Annotated in this window: 13 protein-coding genes; 12 read left to right on the top strand and 1 reads right to left on the bottom strand. The window is 68.4% G+C overall.

Translation table 11 applies throughout. From position 1 onward, the window contains the following. Positions 1 to 27: 27 nt before the first annotated feature. Positions 28 to 993: a hypothetical protein gene (locus tag ACZ50N_RS25225; RefSeq protein WP_048424095.1), complete on the bottom strand. Its 966-nt coding sequence runs from the start codon at positions 991 to 993 to the stop codon at positions 28 to 30. Between the two features lie 177 nt (positions 994 to 1,170). On the opposite strand from ACZ50N_RS25225, the gene glf reads away from it, so the two are divergent. The 12 genes from glf to ACZ50N_RS25165 all read left to right on the top strand — a co-directional run bounded on the left by glf (position 1,171) and on the right by ACZ50N_RS25165 (position 20,653). Beyond that, on the top strand, positions 1,171 to 2,388 hold the full coding sequence (gene glf / locus ACZ50N_RS25220) for a UDP-galactopyranose mutase (protein ID WP_048424096.1): 1,218 nt from the start codon (positions 1,171 to 1,173) through the stop codon (positions 2,386 to 2,388). Next, positions 2,385 to 4,337 carry a glycosyltransferase gene (locus ACZ50N_RS25215; protein ID WP_464474069.1) on the top strand — a complete coding sequence of 651 codons (1,953 nt, stop codon included), beginning with the start codon at positions 2,385 to 2,387 and terminating at the stop codon, positions 4,335 to 4,337. The genes glf and ACZ50N_RS25215 overlap by 4 nt, the downstream gene beginning before the upstream one ends. After that, positions 4,330 to 4,857 (top strand): phosphatase PAP2 family protein, encoded by a 528-nt coding sequence (locus ACZ50N_RS25210; RefSeq protein ID WP_048424098.1) that lies wholly within the window; start codon positions 4,330 to 4,332, stop codon positions 4,855 to 4,857. The genes ACZ50N_RS25215 and ACZ50N_RS25210 overlap by 8 nt, the downstream gene beginning before the upstream one ends. Continuing rightward, entirely contained in the window at positions 4,854 to 5,780 is a 927-nt protein-coding gene (locus ACZ50N_RS25205; protein WP_046365098.1) for a decaprenyl-phosphate phosphoribosyltransferase, read from the top strand. Before ACZ50N_RS25210 ends, ACZ50N_RS25205 begins: the two co-directional genes overlap by 4 nt. After that, positions 5,758 to 7,743 (top strand): terminal beta-(1->2)-arabinofuranosyltransferase, encoded by a 1,986-nt coding sequence (gene zomB, locus ACZ50N_RS25200; protein WP_464474068.1) that lies wholly within the window; start codon positions 5,758 to 5,760, stop codon positions 7,741 to 7,743. The genes ACZ50N_RS25205 and zomB overlap by 23 nt, the downstream gene beginning before the upstream one ends. 215 nt (positions 7,744 to 7,958) lie before the next feature. After that, positions 7,959 to 8,990 (top strand): esterase family protein, encoded by a 1,032-nt coding sequence (locus ACZ50N_RS25195; protein ID WP_464474067.1) that lies wholly within the window; start codon positions 7,959 to 7,961, stop codon positions 8,988 to 8,990. A gap of 132 nt (positions 8,991 to 9,122) precedes the next feature. Then, complete coding sequence (locus ACZ50N_RS25190) at positions 9,123 to 10,007, top strand: esterase family protein (protein ID WP_464475709.1); 885 nt, start codon at positions 9,123 to 9,125, stop codon at positions 10,005 to 10,007. Between the two features lie 47 nt (positions 10,008 to 10,054). Next, a complete protein-coding gene (locus tag ACZ50N_RS25185; RefSeq protein WP_464474066.1) occupies positions 10,055 to 10,546 on the top strand; it encodes a DUF732 domain-containing protein in 492 nt (163 codons plus the stop codon). A gap of 14 nt (positions 10,547 to 10,560) precedes the next feature. Continuing rightward, the gene (gene culp6 / locus ACZ50N_RS25180) at positions 10,561 to 11,583 is read left to right on the top strand and encodes a carboxylesterase Culp6 (protein ID WP_073684560.1); all 1,023 of its coding nucleotides are present in this window, start codon (positions 10,561 to 10,563) and stop codon (positions 11,581 to 11,583) included. Positions 11,584 to 11,757: 174 nt separating this feature from the next. Then, positions 11,758 to 13,647 carry a long-chain-fatty-acid--AMP ligase FadD32 gene (fadD32, locus tag ACZ50N_RS25175; RefSeq protein WP_046365094.1) on the top strand — a complete coding sequence of 630 codons (1,890 nt, stop codon included), beginning with the start codon at positions 11,758 to 11,760 and terminating at the stop codon, positions 13,645 to 13,647. After that, positions 13,644 to 19,103, top strand: a complete 5,460-nt coding sequence (pks13, locus tag ACZ50N_RS25170) for a polyketide synthase Pks13 (RefSeq protein ID WP_464475708.1) — start codon at positions 13,644 to 13,646, stop codon at positions 19,101 to 19,103. Before fadD32 ends, pks13 begins: the two co-directional genes overlap by 4 nt. Next, positions 19,100 to 20,653 carry an acyl-CoA carboxylase subunit beta gene (locus ACZ50N_RS25165; protein WP_046365092.1) on the top strand — a complete coding sequence of 518 codons (1,554 nt, stop codon included), beginning with the start codon at positions 19,100 to 19,102 and terminating at the stop codon, positions 20,651 to 20,653. Before pks13 ends, ACZ50N_RS25165 begins: the two co-directional genes overlap by 4 nt. The last annotated feature ends 1 nt before the right edge of the window (position 20,654 follow it).

Below are 20,654 nucleotides of genomic sequence, written 5' to 3'. Positions count from 1 at the left end.
GCCGTCGTCGTGGGTGGCTGGAGTCGATCAGGCGCCGGCGTCGAGCGCTGCTTCGGCGGCCCCGAGCCCGGCCTGGGCCGGGGCAGCAGCCGCGCTGGCCGCGTCGACCGCTGCCGCGGGTGCGGCGGCCGCCGCGGCGGCGGGGGGCTTGACCGCGGACATGATCGCCGGCATCAGCACGCCCTTGAGCAAGTCGATGGCTTCTCCCGCGCCCAGCGAGTTGGCCGCGCTGGTCAGGTCACCGAGCAGGCCGCCGCTGCTGGATGCCACCGGCTGGGTGGCGGCCAGCGACGGGTCGCCCAGGATTGGGTAGCCCGTGCCGAGGGCCGGATCGAGTCCGACGGGTGCAGAGATCGGCACCTCGCCCGCGCCAGTCAGCCCCGACGTCGAGATCGGGGCCGCGCCCAGCACGGGGTCGGTCAGCGCCGGCGGTGTGCTCAGCCCCGGGGTGGTGAGCCCGGCGGGTGTGGTCAGCGACGGCGTCGTGAGTCCGGGTGCGGTCAGCGCGGGATCGGTCAGCGACGGCGTCGTGAGCCCAGGAGTGGTCAGCGACGGTGTGGTGAGGCCGGGCGCGCTGAGTGCCGGGTCGGTCAGCGACGGGGTGGCACCGATCGGGCTGGTCAGCGCCGGATTGGCCAGGCCTGGGTCGGTCAGCGACGGGGTGCCGAGGCCCGCAGAACCCAGACCGGTACCCAGTCCGGTGCCCAGGCCGGGCGACAGGGTGGTGGGTGAGCCGGCTCCGGTGCCGGTCAGCAGGCCGGTGGGCAGCGGGGGCAGGTTGATGCCGAACTGCGAAAGGCCCTGCGACAGCGCGGAGATCAGCTCGCCGGGCAGATCGGTGATGGTGGCGGCCTGACGGAACTCGCGGTGCTGCGGCTGCGGGGACGGCGAGGTCAGCTGGGTGGTGGCGACAACTGCAACGGGACCTGCGACGGCCAGAGCGGCGACTGTGCTCAGGGCTGTCGAGAGCCGGCGGCGACGTCGGTTCGGCACGGAAGTCTCCTCAATACATGGACTACAGGCGGTAGATCGCGGATTTGTCGTACGCGTTTGATGGTACTGATGTGACTAGTGGGACCAGAGTGACGATATGGAATCGTGAGCTAATCGCGACCTCCGCCGTTGCGCCACCGCGGGGCGGGCACCCGCCGTCAGATACCCTTGCTGCCGATGTTCTCCTCTGATTCCCGCCTGCCCGAAGGTGCCTTCGACCTCTATGTCGTCGGCTCCGGGTTCTTCGGCCTGACGATCGCCGAGCGGGTGGCCACCCAGCTCGACAAGCGGGTCCTGGTCCTCGACCGGCGTTCCCACCTGGGCGGCAACGCGTACTCCGAAGCGGAGCCGCAGACCGGTATCGAGGTGCACCGCTACGGCGCGCACCTCTTCCACACCTCGAACCAGCGGGTGTGGGACTACGTGCGGCAGTTCACCGACTTCACCGGCTATCAGCATCGGGTCTTCGCCCTGCACAACGGGCAGGCCTACCAGTTCCCGATGGGGCTGGGGCTGGTCAGCCAGTTCTTCGGCCGCTACTTCACCCCCGACGAGGCGCGCGCGCTGATCGCCGAGCAATCGGGCGAGATCGATACCGCCGACGCGCAGAATCTCGAGGAGAAGGCGATCTCGCTGATCGGCCGCCCCCTGTACGAGGCATTCGTCAAGGACTACACCGCCAAGCAGTGGCAGACCGATCCCAAGGAGCTGCCCGCCTCGACGATCAACCGTCTACCGGTGCGCTACACCTTCGACAACCGCTACTTCAACGACACCTATGAAGGTCTGCCGGTCGACGGGTACACCGCGTGGCTGGAAAACATGGCCGCCGACGAGCGGATCGAGGTCCGGCTGGACACCGACTGGTTCGACGTGCGCGATGAGCTGCGGGCCGCCAACCCCGATGCGCCGGTCGTCTACACCGGCCCGCTGGACCGCTACTTCGACTACAGCGAAGGCCGGCTGGGCTGGCGCACGCTGGACTTCGACCTCGAGGTGCTGCCGACCGGAGATTTCCAGGGCACCCCGGTGATGAACTACAACGACGGTGACGTGCCGTTCACCCGTATCCACGAGTTCCGGCACTTCCATCCCGAGCGGGCCTACCCGACCGACAAGACGGTGATCATGCGGGAGTACTCCCGGTTCGCCGAGGCCGACGACGAGCCCTACTACCCGATCAACACCGAGACCGACCGCGCGCTGCTGGCGTCCTATCGCACCCGGGCCAAGGCCGAGACCGCCTCGGCGAAGGTGCTTTTCGGCGGGCGACTGGGCACCTACCAGTACCTGGACATGCACATGGCGATCGCCAGCGCGCTCAACATGTACGACAACACGCTGGCGCCGCATCTACGTGACGGTGCGCCGCTGGTCGAGGAGACAGACACATGACAACCAGCGACATTCCGTCCGGCGCTCTCGCCCCGGGTCGATCTCAGGCGGTCAGCCCGCTGGCCCGGGTGATCCTGCCGCGACCCGGCGAACCGCTCGACGTCCGCAAGCTCTACATCGAGGAGTCGGAGACCAACGCCCGGCGCGCGCACGCGCCCACCCGCACCACGCTGGAGATCGGCACCGAATCCGAGGTGTCGTTCGCGACGTACTTCAATGCGTTCCCGGCCAGCTACTGGCGGCGCTGGTCGATCCTGGAGAGCGTCGTGCTGCGGGTCGAGCTCACCGGCAGCGCCCGCGTCGACGTCTATCGCAGCAAGGCCACCGGTGCCCGGATCACCGTCGGCGGCGCCCCCGTTGTCAGTAGTGGCGACGAGACCGCGGTGGCCGAGTTCGAGATCGACCTCACCCCGTTCGAAGACGGCGGTTGGATCTGGTTCGACATCACCACCGATTCCGCGACGACGCTGCACCACGCGGGCTGGTACGCGCCCATCCCGGCGCCCGGCCGCGCGAACGTCGCCGTCGGCATCCCGACGTTCAACCGGCCCTCGGACTGCGTCAGCGCTCTGGCGGCGCTGACATCCGATCCGCTGGTCGACGAGGTGATCAGCGCCGTCATCGTCTCCGACCAGGGCACCAACAAGGCCAAGGACCACCCGGGTTTCGACGAGGCCGCCGCCGCCCTGGGCAATCGCCTGTCGATCCACGATCAGCCGAACCTCGGCGGCTCGGGCGGCTACAGCCGCGTGATGTACGAGGCGCTGAAGAACACTGACTGCGAACAGATCCTGTTCATGGACGACGACATCCGGATCGAACCCGATTCGATCCTGCGGGCCCTGGCGATGAATCGCTTCGCCAAGGTGCCCACGCTCGTCGGCGGCCAGATGCTCAACCTGCAGGAGCCCAGCCACCTGCATGTGATGGGCGAGATGGTCGATTCCGAGAACTTCATGTGGACCGGGGCGGTCAACACCGAGTACGACCACAACTTCGCCAAGTACCCGCTCAACGACGAGGACGAGTACCGCAGCCGGCTGCTGCACCGTCGCATCGATGTCGACTACAACGGCTGGTGGATGTGCATGATCCCGCGCCAGGTCGCCGAGGAGCTGGGCCAGCCGCTGCCGCTGTTCATCAAGTGGGACGACGCCGACTACGGCCTGCGCGCCGGTGAGCACGGCTACCCCACGGTGACGCTGCCGGGGGCAGCGATCTGGCACATGGCGTGGAGTGACAAGGACGACGCGATCGACTGGCAGGCCTACTTCCACCTGCGCAACCGACTGATTGTGGCGGCCCTGCACTGGGACGGCAACATCCGCGGCCTGCTGCGCAGCCATCTCAAGGCGACACTGAAACACCTTCTCTGCCTTGAGTATTCGACGGTCGCCATCCAGAACAAGGCCATGGACGATTTCCTTGCCGGGCCTGATCACCTCTTCTCGATCCTGGAGTCCTCGCTGCCCGACGTCCGTGCGATGCGTCAGCAGTACCCCGATGCGGTGGTGCTGTCGAGCGCCACGACGTTGCCCACCCCGTCGGACAAACGCTGGCGCAAGAAGGTGGAGATTCCGACGAACCCGGTCGCGATCTCGCTGCGGTTGGGCCGCGGCGTGGTGCACCAGCTCAAGCCCCACGACCCCGAACACCACCAGCGTCCGCAGGTCAACGTCGCCACCCAGGACGCGCGGTGGTTCTCACTGTGCAACGTCGACGGGGTCACCGTGACCACCGCCGACGGCCGCGGTGTGGTCTACCGCCAGCGGGACCGGGAGAAGATGTTCGAGCTGCTGCGCGAGTCACTCAAGCGGCAGGCGCTGTTGTCTCGGAAGTTCGCCAAGATGCGCAAGGTGTACCGCTCGGCGCTGCCGATGCTGACCAGCACGCAGAAGTGGGAGAGCGTGCTGCTCGAGAGTTCCAGCGCAGAAACCGGCCGTGGCTGAGACCCCGCGCGGCGAGGATGCCGTGCTGGTGGCCGTGCAGTCCGCGGTAGCCGAGCGGCCGGGCGTGCTGCCGGCGGCGCGGGCGCTGTCCCACTTCGGTGAGCACAGTCTCGGCTGGCTCGCCGTCGCCGCGCTCGGTGCGTGGCTGGTGCCGGCCCGGCGACGGCAGTACGTCACAGCGGGTGTCGGGGCGTTCGCCGCGCACGCCGCCGCAGTCCTGATCAAGCGCATCGTTCGTCGTGCCCGCCCCCATCATCCGGCGATCGCCGTGAACGTCGGCACCCCCAGCCGGCTCAGCTTCCCGTCGGCGCACGCCACGTCGACCGCTGCGGCCGCGGTGCTGCTGGCCCGTCCCACCGGACTGCCGCTGCCCGCCCTGCTGGTCCCGCCGATGGCGTTGTCGCGCTTGGTGCTCGGCGTGCACTATCCGAGCGACGTGGTCGCCGGGGTCGCCGTCGGCACGGCCGTCGCCGGCGTGGTCGCCAGAGCTGCCGAGGTGCTCGAAGGAGGATCGCGATGAGTACATCCCAGGTCCGCGAGACGGGATCGTCGGCCGGACCGCCCAAGAGTCTGCCCGCGGGCATCATCAAGGCGATCCGGCCGCGGCAGTGGGTGAAGAACCTCCTCGTGCTGGCCGCTCCGATCGCGGCGTTCGGTGGCACCGCCCGCTACGACTACGACCAGATGGCGATCAACATCGTCATCGCGTTCGTGGCGTTCTCCATGGCGGCCTCGTGCATCTACCTGGTCAACGACTCCCGCGATGTCGAGGCCGACCGTGCGCACCCGACCAAGAGGTTCCGGCCCATCGCCGCAGGGGTGGTTCCGCCGTGGCTGGCCTACACGCTGGCGGTGGTCCTCGGGGCGGCGTCGCTCGGGATCTCCTTCCTCGCCTCGCCCAACCTGGTCGTGGTCATCGCGGTGTACATCGCGATGCAGCTCGCCTACTGCTTCGGTCTGAAACACCAAGCGGTGCTGGACATCTGCATCGTCTCGTCGGCCTACCTGATCCGCGCCATCGCCGGCGGTGCCGCCGCGGGCATCCCGCTGTCGCAGTGGTTCCTGCTGGTGATGACGTTCGGCTCGCTGTTCATGGTGGCCGGGAAGCGCTATGCGGAACTGCAACTGGCAGAACGCACCGGCGCCAAGATTCGCAAGTCGCTGGAGAGCTACACCGCGTCCTATCTGAGGTTCGTGTGGACGGTGGCGGCGACCGCGATGGTGGTCTGCTACAGCCTGTGGGCCTTCGAACGCGACGGCGCCAACGCCTCCTGGTACGCGATCACGATCATCCCCATCACCATCGCGATCCTTCGCTACGCCGTCGACGTCGACGGCGGACTGGCCGGAGAACCCGAGGAGATCGCGCTGAAGGACCGGGTTCTGCAGCTGCTGCTGCTGGCGTGGATCGGGACCATCGGTGCCGCAATCTTCTTCAGCTGAGCGCGTCACCTCCGCAGCGGCCGACCGGCTGAACCGCTGGCCGGCCTTCCCGTACCACCCGTGGGTGCGGATCAGCCTGTGGGTGAGCGTGATCGCGGTGGCCGCGCTGTTCGGCTGGGGCGCCTGGCAGCGCCGGTGGATCGCCGACGACGGCCTGATCGTGCTGCGGACGGTGCGAAACCTGTTGGCGGGCAACGGTCCGGTGTTCAACGCCGGTGAGCGGGTCGAGGCCAACACCTCGACCGCGTGGTCCTATCTGGTGACGCTCGGCGGGTTCGTCTCCGGATCGGCCCGGCTCGAATACGTCGCGCTCACGCTGGCTCTCGTGCTCAGTGTGCTGGGTGTGGTCCTGGTCATGCTGGGCACCGCGCGGCTCTACGCCCCCGGACTCGGCGGCCGGCGCGCGATCCTCCTGCCCGCAGGTGCGCTCGTGTACATCGCTGTTCCGCCGGCGCGCGACTTCGCCACCTCCGGGCTCGAAAACGGTTTGGTGCTGGCCTATCTCGGCCTGCTGTGGTGGATGATGGTGTGCTGGTCGCAGGCCCCGCGCCACGGCGGCGCATCCCGCGGATTCCAGATCGCGCTCGCGTTCGTCGCGGGGTTCTCGGTGCTGGTGCGTCCCGAGCTGGCGCTGATCGGCGGCGTCGCACTGGTGATGATGCTCATCGCCACCACCGGCTGGACCGCCCGGCTGATCCTCGTCGTCGCCGGCGGCCTGATTCCGTTGGCCTATCAGATCTTCCGGATGGGTTACTACGGACTGCTGGTGCCCGGAACCGCGTTGGCCAAGGACGCCTCGGGCGCCAAGTGGGACCAGGGTTTCGTGTACCTCGCGAACTTCAACCGGCCCTACCTGCTGTGGGCGCCGGCGATTCTGCTGATCGGGCTCGCTCTGATGGTGCTGCTGCTGCGCGGTCGGCCCCAATGGGTGCAGCGCGGCACGACGCGGCAGGCCGGCTGGCTGGCCCGCACCGTGCAGAGCCCGCCCGCGGTGGTGGCGTTCATGCTCGTGTCGGGTCTGCTGCAGGCGGTGTACTGGATCCGGCAGGGCGGCGACTTCATGCACGGCCGGGTGCTGCTGACCCCGATGTTCTGTCTGCTGGCCCCGGTGGCGGTGATCCCGCTGCTGCTGCCCGATCGCACCCGGATGGCCCGCGGCGCCGGGTACCTCTACGCCGGTGCCACGGCGGTGCTGTGGCTGGCGGTGGCGGGATGGGCGCTGTGGGCGGCCAATTCACCGGGCCTGGGGTCGGATGCCACCCGGGTGACCTACAGCGGCATCGTCGACGAGCGCCGGTTCTACTCGCAGGCCACGGGGCACGCCCACCCGCTCACCGCGGCCGACTACCTGGACTACCCGCGGATGCGGGCCGTGCTGACCGCGATCGCGAACACTCCCGACGGGGCGCTGCTGCTGCCGTCGGGCAACTACGACCGCTGGGACGTCGTGCCCGCGCTGCCGCCGCCTCCGGAGGTCCGCGCAGCGGCGGTGGGCGGCTATGTCGGACCGCACACGGTGTTCTTCACCAACCTCGGCATGCTCGGCATGAACGTCGGTCTGGACGTCCGCGTCATCGACCAGATCGGACTGGCCAACCCGTTGGCCGCGCACACCGCGCGTCTGACCGACGGACGGATCGGCCACGACAAGAACCTGTTCCCCGATTGGGCGGTGGCCGAGGGTCCCTTCCTGAAGGAACCGCCGTGGATTCCGCCGTATCTGGACGAGGACTGGATTCGGCAGGCCGAGGCGGCGCTGAAGTGCCCGGAGACCGACAAGGTCCTCGAGGCGATCCGCGCGCCGATGGGTGTTCGACGATTCCTGTCCAACGTCGTGCACGCCGCGGAGTACACCCGCTACCGCATCGACCGGGTGCCGTTGTACGAGCTCGCCCGGTGCGGTCTGCCCATCCCGGAGCCAGTCAATCCGCCCTATACGGGGCTGGCTCCGACCGGGCCGTGAGCCCCACGATTTGGCCGGGCGTCATGGTTTCTGCTTTCGTAACATGAGGGACTCCCGCAGCAGATATGCCTGATGGGCATGGGACGACGGGTCGCGAGCGCGTATCGCGGCGACAAGAGACGGCCACAAAGGTGTGGTTGACTACACGGGCACGAGGCCGGGTCGGGGACCGGCGGCTGGTTGCTGCTGTACGAAAAGATGGGACACAACAAAGCATGAAGTTCGGTTCAAGGCTGCGCGCCAATGCGCGACGGCTCACGATCGCGGCCCTGGTGGCAGCCGTGTTGCCCGCCGTGATCGGTGTCGTGGGCGGCTCCGCAACGGCGAGCGCGTTCTCACGCCCAGGTCTGCCGGTGGAGTACCTGATGGTGCCCTCGGCCGGTATGGGTCGCGACATCAAGGTGCAGTTCCAGAGCGGTGGACCCAACGCACCCGGTCTCTACCTGCTCGACGGTCTGCGTGCACAGGACGACTTCAACGGCTGGGACATCAACACCCAGGCGTTCGAGTGGTACCTCGACTCCGGCCTGGCGACGATCATGCCGGTCGGCGGCCAGTCCGGCTTCTACAGCGACTGGTACAAGCCGGCCTGCGGCAAGTCCGGTTGCCAGACCTACAAGTGGGAGACGTTCCTCACGCAGGAGCTGCCCGCCTACCTCGCGGCCAACAAGGGTGTGAACCCCAACCGCAACGCGGCCGTCGGCCTGTCGATGGCCGGCTCGGCCGCCCTGACGCTGGCGATCTACCACCCGAATCAGTTCCAGTACGCCGGATCGCTGTCGGGCTTCCTGAACCTGTCCGAGGGCTGGTGGCCCGCGCTGGTCAACATCTCGATGGGCGACGCCGGTGGCTACAAGGCCAACGACATGTGGGGCCCGACCGAGGACCCCAACAGCGCCTGGAAGCGCAACGATCCGTTCGTCAACATCAACAAGTTGATCGCGAACAACACCCGCATCTGGATCTACTGCGGTAACGGCAAGCCTTCTGAGCTGGGCGGCAACAATCTGCCCGCCAAGTTCCTCGAGGGCCTGACCATCCGCACCAACCGGACGTTCCAGGAGACCTACCTGGCCAACGGCGGGACCAACGGGGTGTTCAACTTCCCGTCCTCCGGTGCTCACGACTGGGGCTACTGGGGCCAGCAGCTCCAGCAGATGAAGCCCGACGTGCAGCGCGTGCTGGGCGCCGTGCCGCAGCCGTCGGCTCCGGCGGTGCCGGTCGACGCGGCGGCCAACGGCGGCTAGTCCGTTCGCCTCTGATCCACACTGACGGCGGTGTCCCCTTCGGGGGCCACCGCCGTCAGTCGCTTTGCGTCCCGGCCCGTCGGGGTGGTGTGGTTCACTACGTTGCGGTCGGTGATTCGAGAGGTGGGGTTGATGCGTGGGCTGATCCGGACATTGATGGCTGTCGTGCTGGCAGCCGCGGCAGGCTTCGCCGGCGGGGTGGGTACCGCCCACGCTCAGGGCGTCGAGATGCTGATGGTGCCGTCGGCGGCGATGGGCCGCGACATCCCGGTCGCGTTCCAGGGCGGCGGTCCGCACGCGGTGGTCCTGCTCGACGCGTTCAACGGCGCGCCCGACGTCAGCAACTGGGTGACCGCAGGCAATGCGATGAACGCGCTGGCCGGTAGGGGCATCTCGGTGGTGGCCCCGGCCGGTGGCGCGTGGAGCATGTACACGAACTGGGAGCAGGACGGCAGCAAGCAGTGGGAGACGTTCCTCGCCGACGAGCTGCCGAACTGGCTGGCCGCGAACAAGGGTCTGGCGCCGGGTGGCCATGGGATCGTCGGCGCGGCCATGGGCGGCACCGGCGCGATGACGATGGCGGCTTTCCATCCCGATCGCTATCGCTTCGCCGGGTCGCTGTCGGGCTTCCTGACGCCGTCGAACACGACGATGAACGGCGCGATCACCGCGGGGCTGGCGCAATTCGGCGGCGTGGACACCCGCAACATGTGGGGCCTGCCACAGCTGGGCCGGTGGAAGTGGCACGACCCCGACGTCCACGTGCAGCTGCTGGCCGACAACAACACGCGCCTGTGGGTCTTCAGTCCGTCGACCACCACCTGCACCGACGTGCCGGCGATGATCGGCTACTGCGACCAGGCCCAGGGCAGCAATCGCGCGTTCTATCAGCACTACCGCTCCGTCGGCGGCGGTAACGGCCACTTCGACTTCCCGGCCGGTGGCACCCATGACTGGGGAACGTGGAGCGCGCAGCTGGGGGCGATGAGCGGAGAGCTCGCCACCACGATCCGGTAGGCGAGCGCCGGCAGGCGCTGGTCGGGAGCCCCGGTACGTTGGAGACCGTGCATCACAGGTCACGGTCCGCGTTGGCGGGTGCAGGTGTGGCGGGGTGTGTGCTGGCCGCCTCGTCCTGGCTGGCCGGTTGCGGGGCCGCCGACGAGATGGTCGCCGGGCCCGCTTCGGAGATCGAGCCGTCGCCCGTGCACGGGCAGGGCGGCGCGCAGTTGCCCGGCCAGCCCGCGCCGGGAAACACGTCCAACGCGCTGGTGGTCACCCCGCGCGAACGGGCCTACCTCGACGCGCTGCGCTCCGCGGGGGTGGCGCCGTCCAGCGATCTCGCGGCACTGAGCATCGGCTCGTACGTGTGCCAGGCCCGCGCGGCCAGGCAGACCGATCAGGCGGTGTGGGACTTCGTCGCGCCGCTGGTCCGCAATGACGCGAGCGAGCCGACCTCCGAAGGTGTCATGAGCTCCGGCGGCGCGCCGCCGTCGGCGAGTCATCTGCACGCCGAGACCGCCGACTACATTCGCATCGCCACCGATCAACTCTGCTAGGAGCTCCCGAACCCATGGCCAAGACCAATCGGCGTAAACGCCACCGCCTTCTGGCGCTGTTCGCCGCCGGCGCGGTGGGCCTCGTCGTCGTGCTGATCGTCGCCGTCGTGATCGTCGTGCTGCGGCGGCCCGACGGTGGCTCGACGGCGATTCCGCCGACCGCGCTGCCTCCGACGGGGATGCCGTCCGGGTCGCCGGGTGCGCCCAGCAAGCCGCGGCCGGAGTTCCAGGACGCGAGCTGCCCCGACGTCCAGCTGATTTCGATCCCCGGCACATGGGAGTCGTCGCGGGCGCTCGATCCGTTCAATCCCGTGCAGTTCCCGGCAGCGCTGCTGCTGCGCGTCACGAATCCGATCCGGGCCGAGTTCGGGAACGATCGGGTCGAGGTGTTCACGGTGCCGTACACAGCCCAGTTCCACAATCCGCTGTCGGCCGATCAGCAGATGTCCTACAACGACAGCCGGACCGAGGGCACCCGGGCGGCCGTGCAGGCCATGACGGACATGAACAACCGGTGCCCGCTCACCAGCTACGTGCTGATCGGGTTCTCCCAGGGCGCGGTGATCGCCGGGGACATCGCCAGCGACATCGGCAACGGCCGGGGCCCGGTGGACCAGGATCTGGTGCTCGGCGTGACTTTGGTCGCCGACGGTCGCCGCCAGGACGGCGTCGGCCAGGACATCGGGCCCAACCCGGACGGTCAGGGTGCGGAGATCACGTTGAACGAGGTGCCGACGCTCTCCGCGCTGGGTCTGACGATGACGGGTCCGCGGCCGGGCGGTTTCGGTGCGCTCAACGACCGCACCAACGAGATCTGCGCGCGCGGCGATCTGATCTGTGCGGCGCCGTCGTCGGCGTTCAACATCACGCAGTTGCCGAAGACGCTCGAGGTGCTCAGCGGCGGGGCCGGACAGCCCGTCCATGCGATGTACGCCACTCCGCAGTTCTGGAACATCGACGGCCAGCCGGCCACCGATTGGACGCTGAACTGGACGCGGCAGCTGATCAGTAACGCTCCGCAGCCAAAACATGGCTGACACGTGACCGCAAAGATTTGGCCGCGGTCATGGCGTCGCCTAACATTAAGGGAAATCTAAGACACGCTCGGAGAGGACGTTCTCCGAGCACACGAACGGCGGCTCAGGGGCGGGGAGCCGTCACCCCGGTACGATTTCGGGGTTTGGGATTCATCCCATGTGATTGGAGTTGAGATGGCGTTCCACAACCCGTTCATCAAAGACGGGCTGATCAAGTTCCCCGACAGCGGCAACCTGGTCAAGCACGTCGAGCGATGGGCCAAGGTGCGCGGCGACAAGCTGGCGTACCGGTTCGTGGATTTTTCGACCGAGCGTGACGGGGTGTACCGCGACCTCAAGTGGGCCGACTTCGGCGCCCGCAACCGCGCCATTGGCGCCCGCCTGCAGCAGGTCACCCAGCCCGGTGACCGCATCGCGATCCTGTGCCCGCAGAATCTGGACTACCTGGTGGCGTTCTTCGGCACGCTCTACGCCGGTCGGATCGCCGTACCGCTGTTCGACCCCAACGAGCCCGGCCACGTCGGCCGGCTGCACGCCGTCCTCGACGACTGCTCGCCGTCGGCGGTCCTGACGACGACCGCGGCCGCAGAGGGCGTCCGCAAGTTCTTCCGCACCCGGCCGGCGAATCAGCGTCCGCGCGTCATCGCCGTCGACGCGGTGCCCACCGAGGTCGGCTCGACGTGGGAACCGGTCGATGTCCAGCACGACACGATCGCCTACCTGCAGTACACCTCCGGCTCGACCCGCATCCCGACCGGTGTGCAGATCACCCACCTCAACCTGGCCACGAACGTGGTCCAGGTCATCGAGGCGCTGGACGGGCAGGAGGGCGACCGGGGCGTCTCCTGGCTGCCGTTCTTCCACGACATGGGCCTGATCACCGTGCTGTTGTCGCCGATGCTCGGGCACTACATCACCTTCATGACGCCTGCCGCGTTCGTCCGTCGCCCCGGTCGGTGGATCCGGGAGATGGCGCGCAAGGAAGGCGACACCGGGGGCACCATCTCGGTGGCCCCGAACTTCGCGTTCGATCACGCCGCGGCGCGAGGCGTGCCCAAGGAGGGTGAAGAGCCCCTCGACATGTCGAACATCAAGTGCATCCTCAACGGCAGCGAGCCGATCTCGGCGGCCACGGTCAACCGGTTCAACGAGGCGTTCGGCCCCTTCGGCTTCAAGCCGCAGGCCATCAAGCCGTCCTACGGTCTGGCCGAGGCCACGCTGTTCGTCTCGACGACGCCGATGAACGCCGAGCCCCGGATCATCCACGTGGACCGCGACGAGCTCAACAACCACCGCTTCGTCGAGGTGCCCGCGGACTCTCCCAAGGCGGTCGCACAGGCCGGCGCCGGCAAGATCGGTGTCGCGGAGTGGGCGGTCATCGTCGACGCCGACACCGCCAGTGAGTTGCCCGACGGCCAGATCGGGGAAGTCTGGATCAGCGGCCAGAACATGGGCACCGGCTACTGGGGCAAGCCCGACGAGACCACCGCCACGTTCCACAACATCTTGAAGTCACGCACCGAGCCGTCGCACGCCCAGGGGGCCACCGACGACGCGACGTGGGTGCGCACCGGCGACCTCGGTGCCTACCACGACGGCGAGCTCTTCATCACCGGCCGCACCAAAGACCTCGTCATCATCGACGGCCGCAACCACTATCCGCAGGACCTGGAGTACTCCGCACAGGAGTCGACCAAGGCGCTGCGCACCGGGTTCGTCGCCGCGTTCTCCGTGCCGGCCAACCAGTTGCCCGACGAGGTGTTCGCCGATGCGCATTCGGGTCTCAAGCGGGATCCGAGTGACACGTCCGAGCAGCTGGTCATCGTCGGCGAGCGCGCACCGGGCGCCCACAAGCTGGACATGGGGCCGATCGCCGACGACATCCGCGCGGCGATCGCGGTGCGCCACGGTGTGACGGTGCGCGACGTGCTCCTGACTCCCGCCGGCGCGATCCCGCGTACGTCGAGCGGCAAGATCGGCCGCCGCGCCTGCCGTTCGGCATACCTGGACGGCAGCCTGCGCAGCGGCAAGGTGGCCAACGCCTTCCCCGATGAAACGGACTGACGTCCACCAACAGCAACGGCACAGGCGGCCCTCGGCTGCCTGCCGATCGTGAGGTAGTGAACATGGCTGAGCCGCAGAACAATCCGCGCGTACCCGACATGACCGTGAACGAGATGCGGGAGTGGCTGCGTAACTGGATCGGCAATGCCACCGGGCAGTCGCCGGACTCCGTCAGCGAGTCGACGCCGATGGTCGAGCTGGGCCTGTCCTCGCGTGACGCGGTGGCCATGGCCAGCGACATCGAGGACCTGACCGGCGTGACGCTCACCGCGACGGTGGCGTTCCGGCATCCGACGATCGAGTCGCTGGCGACGGTGATCATCGAGGGTGAGCCCGAACAGGATCTGGCCGCCCTGGACGCCGAGGACTGGTCGCGCGACGGGGACGAGGGCCGGCTCAACATCGCGATCGTCGGTGTCGGCACCCGCTTCCCCGGGGACATGAACACCCCCGACCAGACGTGGGAGGCGCTGCTCGAGGGCCGCGACGCGATCACCGATCTGCCCGAGGGGCGGTGGTCGGAGTTCCTGTCGGAGCCGCGTATCGCCGAGCGGGTGGCCAAGGCCCGCACCCGGGGCGGCTACCTGTCCGACATCAAGGGCTTCGACGCCGAGTTCTTCGCGCTGTCGAAGATGGAAGCCGACAACATCGATCCGCAGCAGCGGATGGCGCTCGAGCTGACCTGGGAAGCGCTGGAGCACGCCAGGATTCCCGCGTCGAGCCTGCGTGGCAGCAACGTCGGTGTGTTCGTCGGTAGCTCGGTCAACGACTACATGTTCATGTCGGTCGCCGACCCCACCGTCGCGCACCCCTATGCCATCACCGGTAACTCGAGTGCCGTGATCGCCAACCGGGTGTCCTACTTCTTCGATTTCCGCGGCCCGTCGATGGCCATCGACACGGCCTGCTCGTCGGCGTTGGTGGCCGTGCACGAGGGCATGAAGGCGCTGCGCGCCGGGGACGCCGACGTCGTTCTCGCCGGCGGGGTCAACGCCCTGATCACCCCGCTGGTCACGCTCGGTTTCGACGAGGTCGGCGGCGTGCTCGCCTCCGACGGCCGGATCAAGTCGTTCTCTGCCGACGCCGACGGATACGCCCGCTCCGAGGGCGGCGGCATGATCGTGCTCAAGCGCCTCGAGGATGCGCGCCGCGACGGGGACGACATCCTCGCCGTGATCGCCGGTGGTGCGGTGAACCACGACGGCCGCTCCAACGGCATGCTGGCACCGAATCCCGACGCGCAGGAAGCCGTGCTGCGGAAGGCCTACAAGGATGCGGGTATCGACCCGCGCTCCGTCGACTATGTCGAGGCGCACGGCACCGGCACCATCCTCGGCGATCCGATCGAGGCCGACGCGCTGGGCCGCGTCATCGGCCGCGGTCGCGCCGCCGACAAGCCGGCTCTGCTGGGTGCGGTGAAATCCAATGTGGGCCACCTGGAGTCGGCCGCCGGTGCGGCGAGCCTGGCCAAGGTCGCGTTGGCGTTGCGCAACAACAAGATCCCGCCGTCGATCAACTACGCGGGGCCCAACCCCTACATCGATTTCGACGCCGAACACCTCAAGGTGGCCGACACGGTCACCGACTGGCCGCGCTACAGCGGCAAGGCCATCGCCGGTGTGTCAGGCTTCGGCTTCGGCGGCGCCAACGCCCACCTGGTGGTGCGCGAGGTGCTCGCCAGCGACCTCGTCGAGCCCGCCCCCGAACCCGACGTCGCGGTCGTGACGCCCGCCAACGACGACGCGAAAGCGGTGTACGTCGGCGGGGTGCGGATGGATGAGTACGGCGAGTTTCTGGACGACGACGATGACGCGCTGGACACCCCGGCGGCAGCCGCCGAGGGTGAGTACGAGCTGCCGGGCCTGACGGACCGGGCCCAGGAGCTGCTGGAGGCTGCACGCGAGCAACTCGCGGCCGCCGACGCCGAGAATCCCCCGACACCGATAGTCCCGCTGGCGGTCTCGGGCTTCCTGACCTCACGCAAGAAGGCTGCCGCCGCTGAGCTGGCGGACTGGATCGACAGCCCCGAGGGGCGCGCCTCGTCGCTGGAGTCGATCGGCCGCTCGCTGTCGCGGCGCAACCACGGCCGCTCACGCGCGGTGGTGCTGGCCCACGACCACGACGAGGCGATCAAGGGTCTGCGCGCCATCGCCGACGGCAAGCCGACCCCGCTCGTCATCAGTGCCGACGGCCCGGTCACCAATGGGCCGGTGTGGGTGCTCGCCGGGTTCGGTGCCCAGCACCGGAAGATGGGCAAGAGTCTCTACCTGCGCGACGAGACGTTCGCCGAGTGGATCAACAAGGTCGACAGCCTCATTCAAGACGAGCGCGGCTTCTCGATCCTCGAGCTGATCCTCGACGACGCGATCGACTACACCGATGAGACCACCGAGCTGCCCATCGAGAAGGTGCAGCTGGCCATCTTCGCGCTCCAGATCGCGCTCGGTGAGCTCCTCAAGTCGCACGGCGCGAAACCCGGTGCGCTGGTGGGCCAGTCGCTGGGCGAAGCGGCCGCGGCCTACTTCGCCGGCGGCCTCTCGCTGGAGGACGCGACCCGCACCATCTGCTCGCGCAGCCACCTGATGGGTGAGGGCGAGGCGATGCTGTTCGGTGAGTACATCCGGCTGATGGCGCTGGTGGAGTACTCGGCCGACGAGATCGAGACGGTGTTCTCGGACTTCAAGAACCTCGAGGTCTGCGTGTACGCCGCGCCGACGCAGACGGTGATCGGCGGGCCGCCCGACGAGGTGGACGCGATCATCGCCCGCGCCGAATCGGAGGGCAAGTTCGCCCGCAAGTTCCAGACCAAGGGCGCCAGCCACACCTCGCAGATGGACCCGCTGCTCGGTGAACTGGCCGCGGAACTGCAAGGCATCGAACCGCATCCGTTGCAGGTCGCCTACTACTCGACGGTGCACGAGGGCAACCTCATTCGGGCCGGCGCCGACCCGATCCACGACGTGGACTACTGGAAGAAGGGGCTGCGCCACAGCGTCTACTTCACCCACGGCATCCGCAACGCCGTCGACAACGGGCACACCACGTTCCTGGAGTTGGCGCCGAACCCGGTCGCGCTGATGCAGGCCGGCCTCACCACGGCCGATGCGGGATTGCATGATGCGCAACTGATCCCGACGCTGGCGCGCAAGCAGGACGAGGTCGACTCGATGACCACGGCCATGGCGCACCTGTTCGTGCACGGCCATGACCTCGATTTCCGCACCCTGTTCCCGCGGACGTCGCGCGGGCTGGCCGGGTCGCTCGACTTCGCGAACATCCCGCCCACCCGGTTCAAGCGCAAGCCGCACTGGCTGGATGCGCACTTCACCGGCGACAACTCGTCGGTGATGCCGGGCAGCCATGTGGCCACCCCGGATGGCCGGCACGTGTGGGAGTTCTCGCCACGTGCCGAGGCCGATCTGGCCGCGCTGGTGAAAAGTGCTGCGGCGATGGTCCTTCCGGATGCCAAGCTGGTTGCCTCCGAGCAGCGCGCGGTCCCTGCCGAGGGCTCGCGTCTGGTCACCACGCTGACCCGCCATCCGGGCGGGGCGAGCGTGCAGGTGCATGCGCGGATCGACGAATCCTTCACCCTGGTCTACGACGCGATCGTCAGCCGCAACGGTGCGCAGACCGCACTGCCGACGGCCGTCGGTGCGGGCACCGTCGCCGAAGTGGCTGTCGCGGCGCCGGTCGAGGAGCCCGAAGAAACACCGGGGTTCGAGGCCGACAATCTGACTGCCGGGGCCAACCTCGGTGCGAGCTTCGCCAAGTGGTCCCCGGAGTCCGGCGAGACCATCGGTGAGCGGCTCGGCACGATCGTGGGCTCGGCGATGGGGTACGAACCCGAGGACCTGCCGTGGGAGGTGCCGCTGATCGAGCTGGGCCTGGACTCGTTGATGGCGGTGCGCATCAAGAACCGCGTCGAATATGACTTCGACCTGCCGCCGATCCAGCTGACCGCGGTGCGCGACGCCAACCTGTACGCGGTGGAGAAGCTGATCGCCTACGCGATCGAGCACCGCGACGAGGTGGACCAGCTCGCCGAGGCCCAGAAGGGCAAGACGGCCGAGGAGATCGCGGCCGAGCAGGCCGAGCTGATGGGTGGGGCGAGCACGGTCGCCGAACTCGAGGCCAAGCTCGCCGAGTCGGGTCACCCCATCGCGGCACCGGACGAGCAGGACGCGAAGCAGATCGCGACCGACAGCGTCGAGGCCCAGCAGGACCTGACACTGCCGCCGCCCCCGGTGGATCCGAGCGGCCCGGGCATCCCGCCCCCGCCGACCGATCCGTCGGGCCCGAGCGCCCCGAGTGCCGACAAGCCCAGTGCCGCGAGCCTCGCCGCGAAGGTGCTGACGCAGGAAGCGGTCACCGAGGCACTCGGCGCCGACGTGCCGCCGCGTGACGCCGCCGAACGCGTCACGTTCGCGACGTGGGCGATCGTCACCGGCAAGTCGCCGGGCGGCATTTTCAACGACCTGCCGTCGATCGACGACGCCACCGCGCAGAAGCTGGCCGAGCGGCTCTCCGAGCGCGCCGACGGAGAGGTGACCGCGGAGCAGGTCAAGGCCGCCGGCACCATCCAGGACCTGTCCACCGTCGTGCGCGATCTGATGGACGCCGGTGAGGTCGACGGGTTCGTCCGCACGATCCGGGCCCGGCCCGAGGGGTCGACGCGCATCCCGGTGTTCGTGTTCCATCCGGCGGGCGGGTCGACGGTGGTGTACGAGCCGCTGCTCAAGCGGTTGCCGCCGGACACCCCGATGTACGGGTTCGAGCGCGTCGAGGGTTCGGTCGAGGAGCGGGCCGCCGAGTACCTGCCGAAGCTGCGGGAGATCCAGGGCGACGGCCCCTACATCCTGGTCGGCTGGTCGCTGGGTGGCGCTCTGGCCTACGCCTGCGCGATCGGGCTCAAGCAGTCCGGCGCCGACGTGCGCTTCGTCGGGCTGATCGACATGGTCCGGCCGGGCGAGGAGATCCCGCAGACCAAGGAGGAGACCCGCGCCCGCTGGGATCGCTACGCGTTGTTCGCGCAGCGCACCTTCAACGTCGAGATCCCCGAGATCCCGTACGAGGAGCTCGAGGCGCTCGACGACGACGGGCAGGTCCGCTACGTGCTCGACGCGGTGCAGCAGGCCGGGGTGGAGATCCCGGGCGGCATCATCGAGCACCAGCGGACGTCGTACCTGGACAACCGGCTGCTCGAGACCGCCGAGATCCAGCCCTACGACGGTCACGTCACGCTGTACATGGCCGATCGCTACCACGACGACGCGATCTTCTTCGAACCGCGCTACGCCGTCCGTCAGCCCGACGGCGGGTGGGGCGAGTTCGTCGAGGATCTCGAAGTGGTGCCGGTCGGGGGCGAGCACATCCAGGTCATCGACGAGCCGTACATTGCCAAGGTCGGGGCTCACCTGAGTGAGGCGATCACCGTGATCGAGAGCGAGAGCAAGTGACCACGAAAACGACGGCGGAACTGCTGACCGAGCTTCGGGAGAAGCTGGAGCTCGCCAAGGAGCCGGGCGGTGAGAAAGCCGTCGCGAAGCGGGCGAAGAAGGGCATCCCGAGCGCCCGGGAGCGCATTTACGAGCTGCTCGATCCGGGCAGCTTCCTCGAGATCGGCGCACTGGCGAAGACCCCCGGTGATCCTGACGCGCTGTACGGCGACGGCGTGGTCACCGGGCACGGCACCATCAACGGTCGCCCGGTGGGCGTGTTCAGCCACGATCAGACCGTCTTCCAGGGTTCGGTCGGAGAGATGTTCGGCCGCAAAGTCGCCCGGCTGATGGAGTGGGTGGCGATGGTCGGCTGCCCGATCATCGGCATCAACGACTCGGCGGGCGCGCGCATCCAGGACGCGGTGACATCGTTGGCGTGGTACGCCGAGCTGGGCCGCCGCCACGAGATGCTGCGCGGGCTGGTGCCCGAGATCTCGCTGATCTTCGGCAAGTGTGCCGGCGGTGCGGTGTACTCGCCGATCCAGACGGACCTGATCGTCGCAGTGCGCGACCAGGGCTACATGTTCATCACCGGCCCCGACGTCATCAAGGACGTCACCGGTGAGGACGTCACGTTCGACGAGCTCGGCGGCGCCGACGTCCAGGCGCAGCGCGGCAACATCCACAAGGTCGTCGAGTCGGAGGCGGCCGCGTATCAGTACGTGCGCGACTACCTGAGCTTCCTGCCCGCCAACCACTTCGACGACGCGCCGATCGTCAACCCCGGGTTGGAGCCGGAGATCACGCCGCACGATCTCGAGCTCGACACGATCGTGCCGGACTCGGACAACCAGGCCTACGACATGATGGAGATCCTGCTGCGGATCTTCGACGACGGCGATGTGTTCGAGGTCGCCGACCAGCGTGGCCGGGCGATGATCACGGCGTTCGCCCGGGTCGACGGGCGGCCGGTCGGGGTCATCGCCAATCAGCCGATGGTGCTGTCCGGCGCCGTGGACAGCGAGGCGTCGGACAAGGCATCGAGCTTCATCCGGTTCTGCGACTCGTTCAACCTGCCGCTGGTGTTCGTCGTCGACACCCCGGGCGCGATGCCCGGTGTCGAGGAGGAGAAGAACGGCATCATCAAGCGTGGCGGTCGCTTCTTCAACGCGATCGTCGAGGCCGATGTCCCGAAGGTCACCATCGTGATTCGCAAGGCCTACGGCGGCGGCTACGCGGTGATGGGGTCCAAGCAGCTCTCGGCGGATCTGAACTTCGCGTGGCCGACAGCGCGCATCGCGGTGATCGGAGCCGAGGGTGCGGCCCAGCTGCTGGTGAAGCGGTTCCCCGATCCGACCGCGCCTGAGGTGCAGAAGATCCGCAAGGACTTCATCGAGGGCTACAACCTCAACATGGCGACTCCGTGGATCGCGGCCGAACGCGGTTACATCGACGGTGTCATCGAACCGCACGAGACGCGGCTGCTGCTGCGCAAGTCGCTGAAGCTGCTGCGCGACAAGCAACCGTTCCCGAAGGTGCTGCGCAAACACGGCCTGACGCCCATCTAGA

It is taken from the genome of Mycolicibacterium obuense (assembly GCF_055397605.1).
Note: the sequence above shows the minus strand (reverse complement) of the source record. Positions and strands in the feature narration are given on the sequence as shown.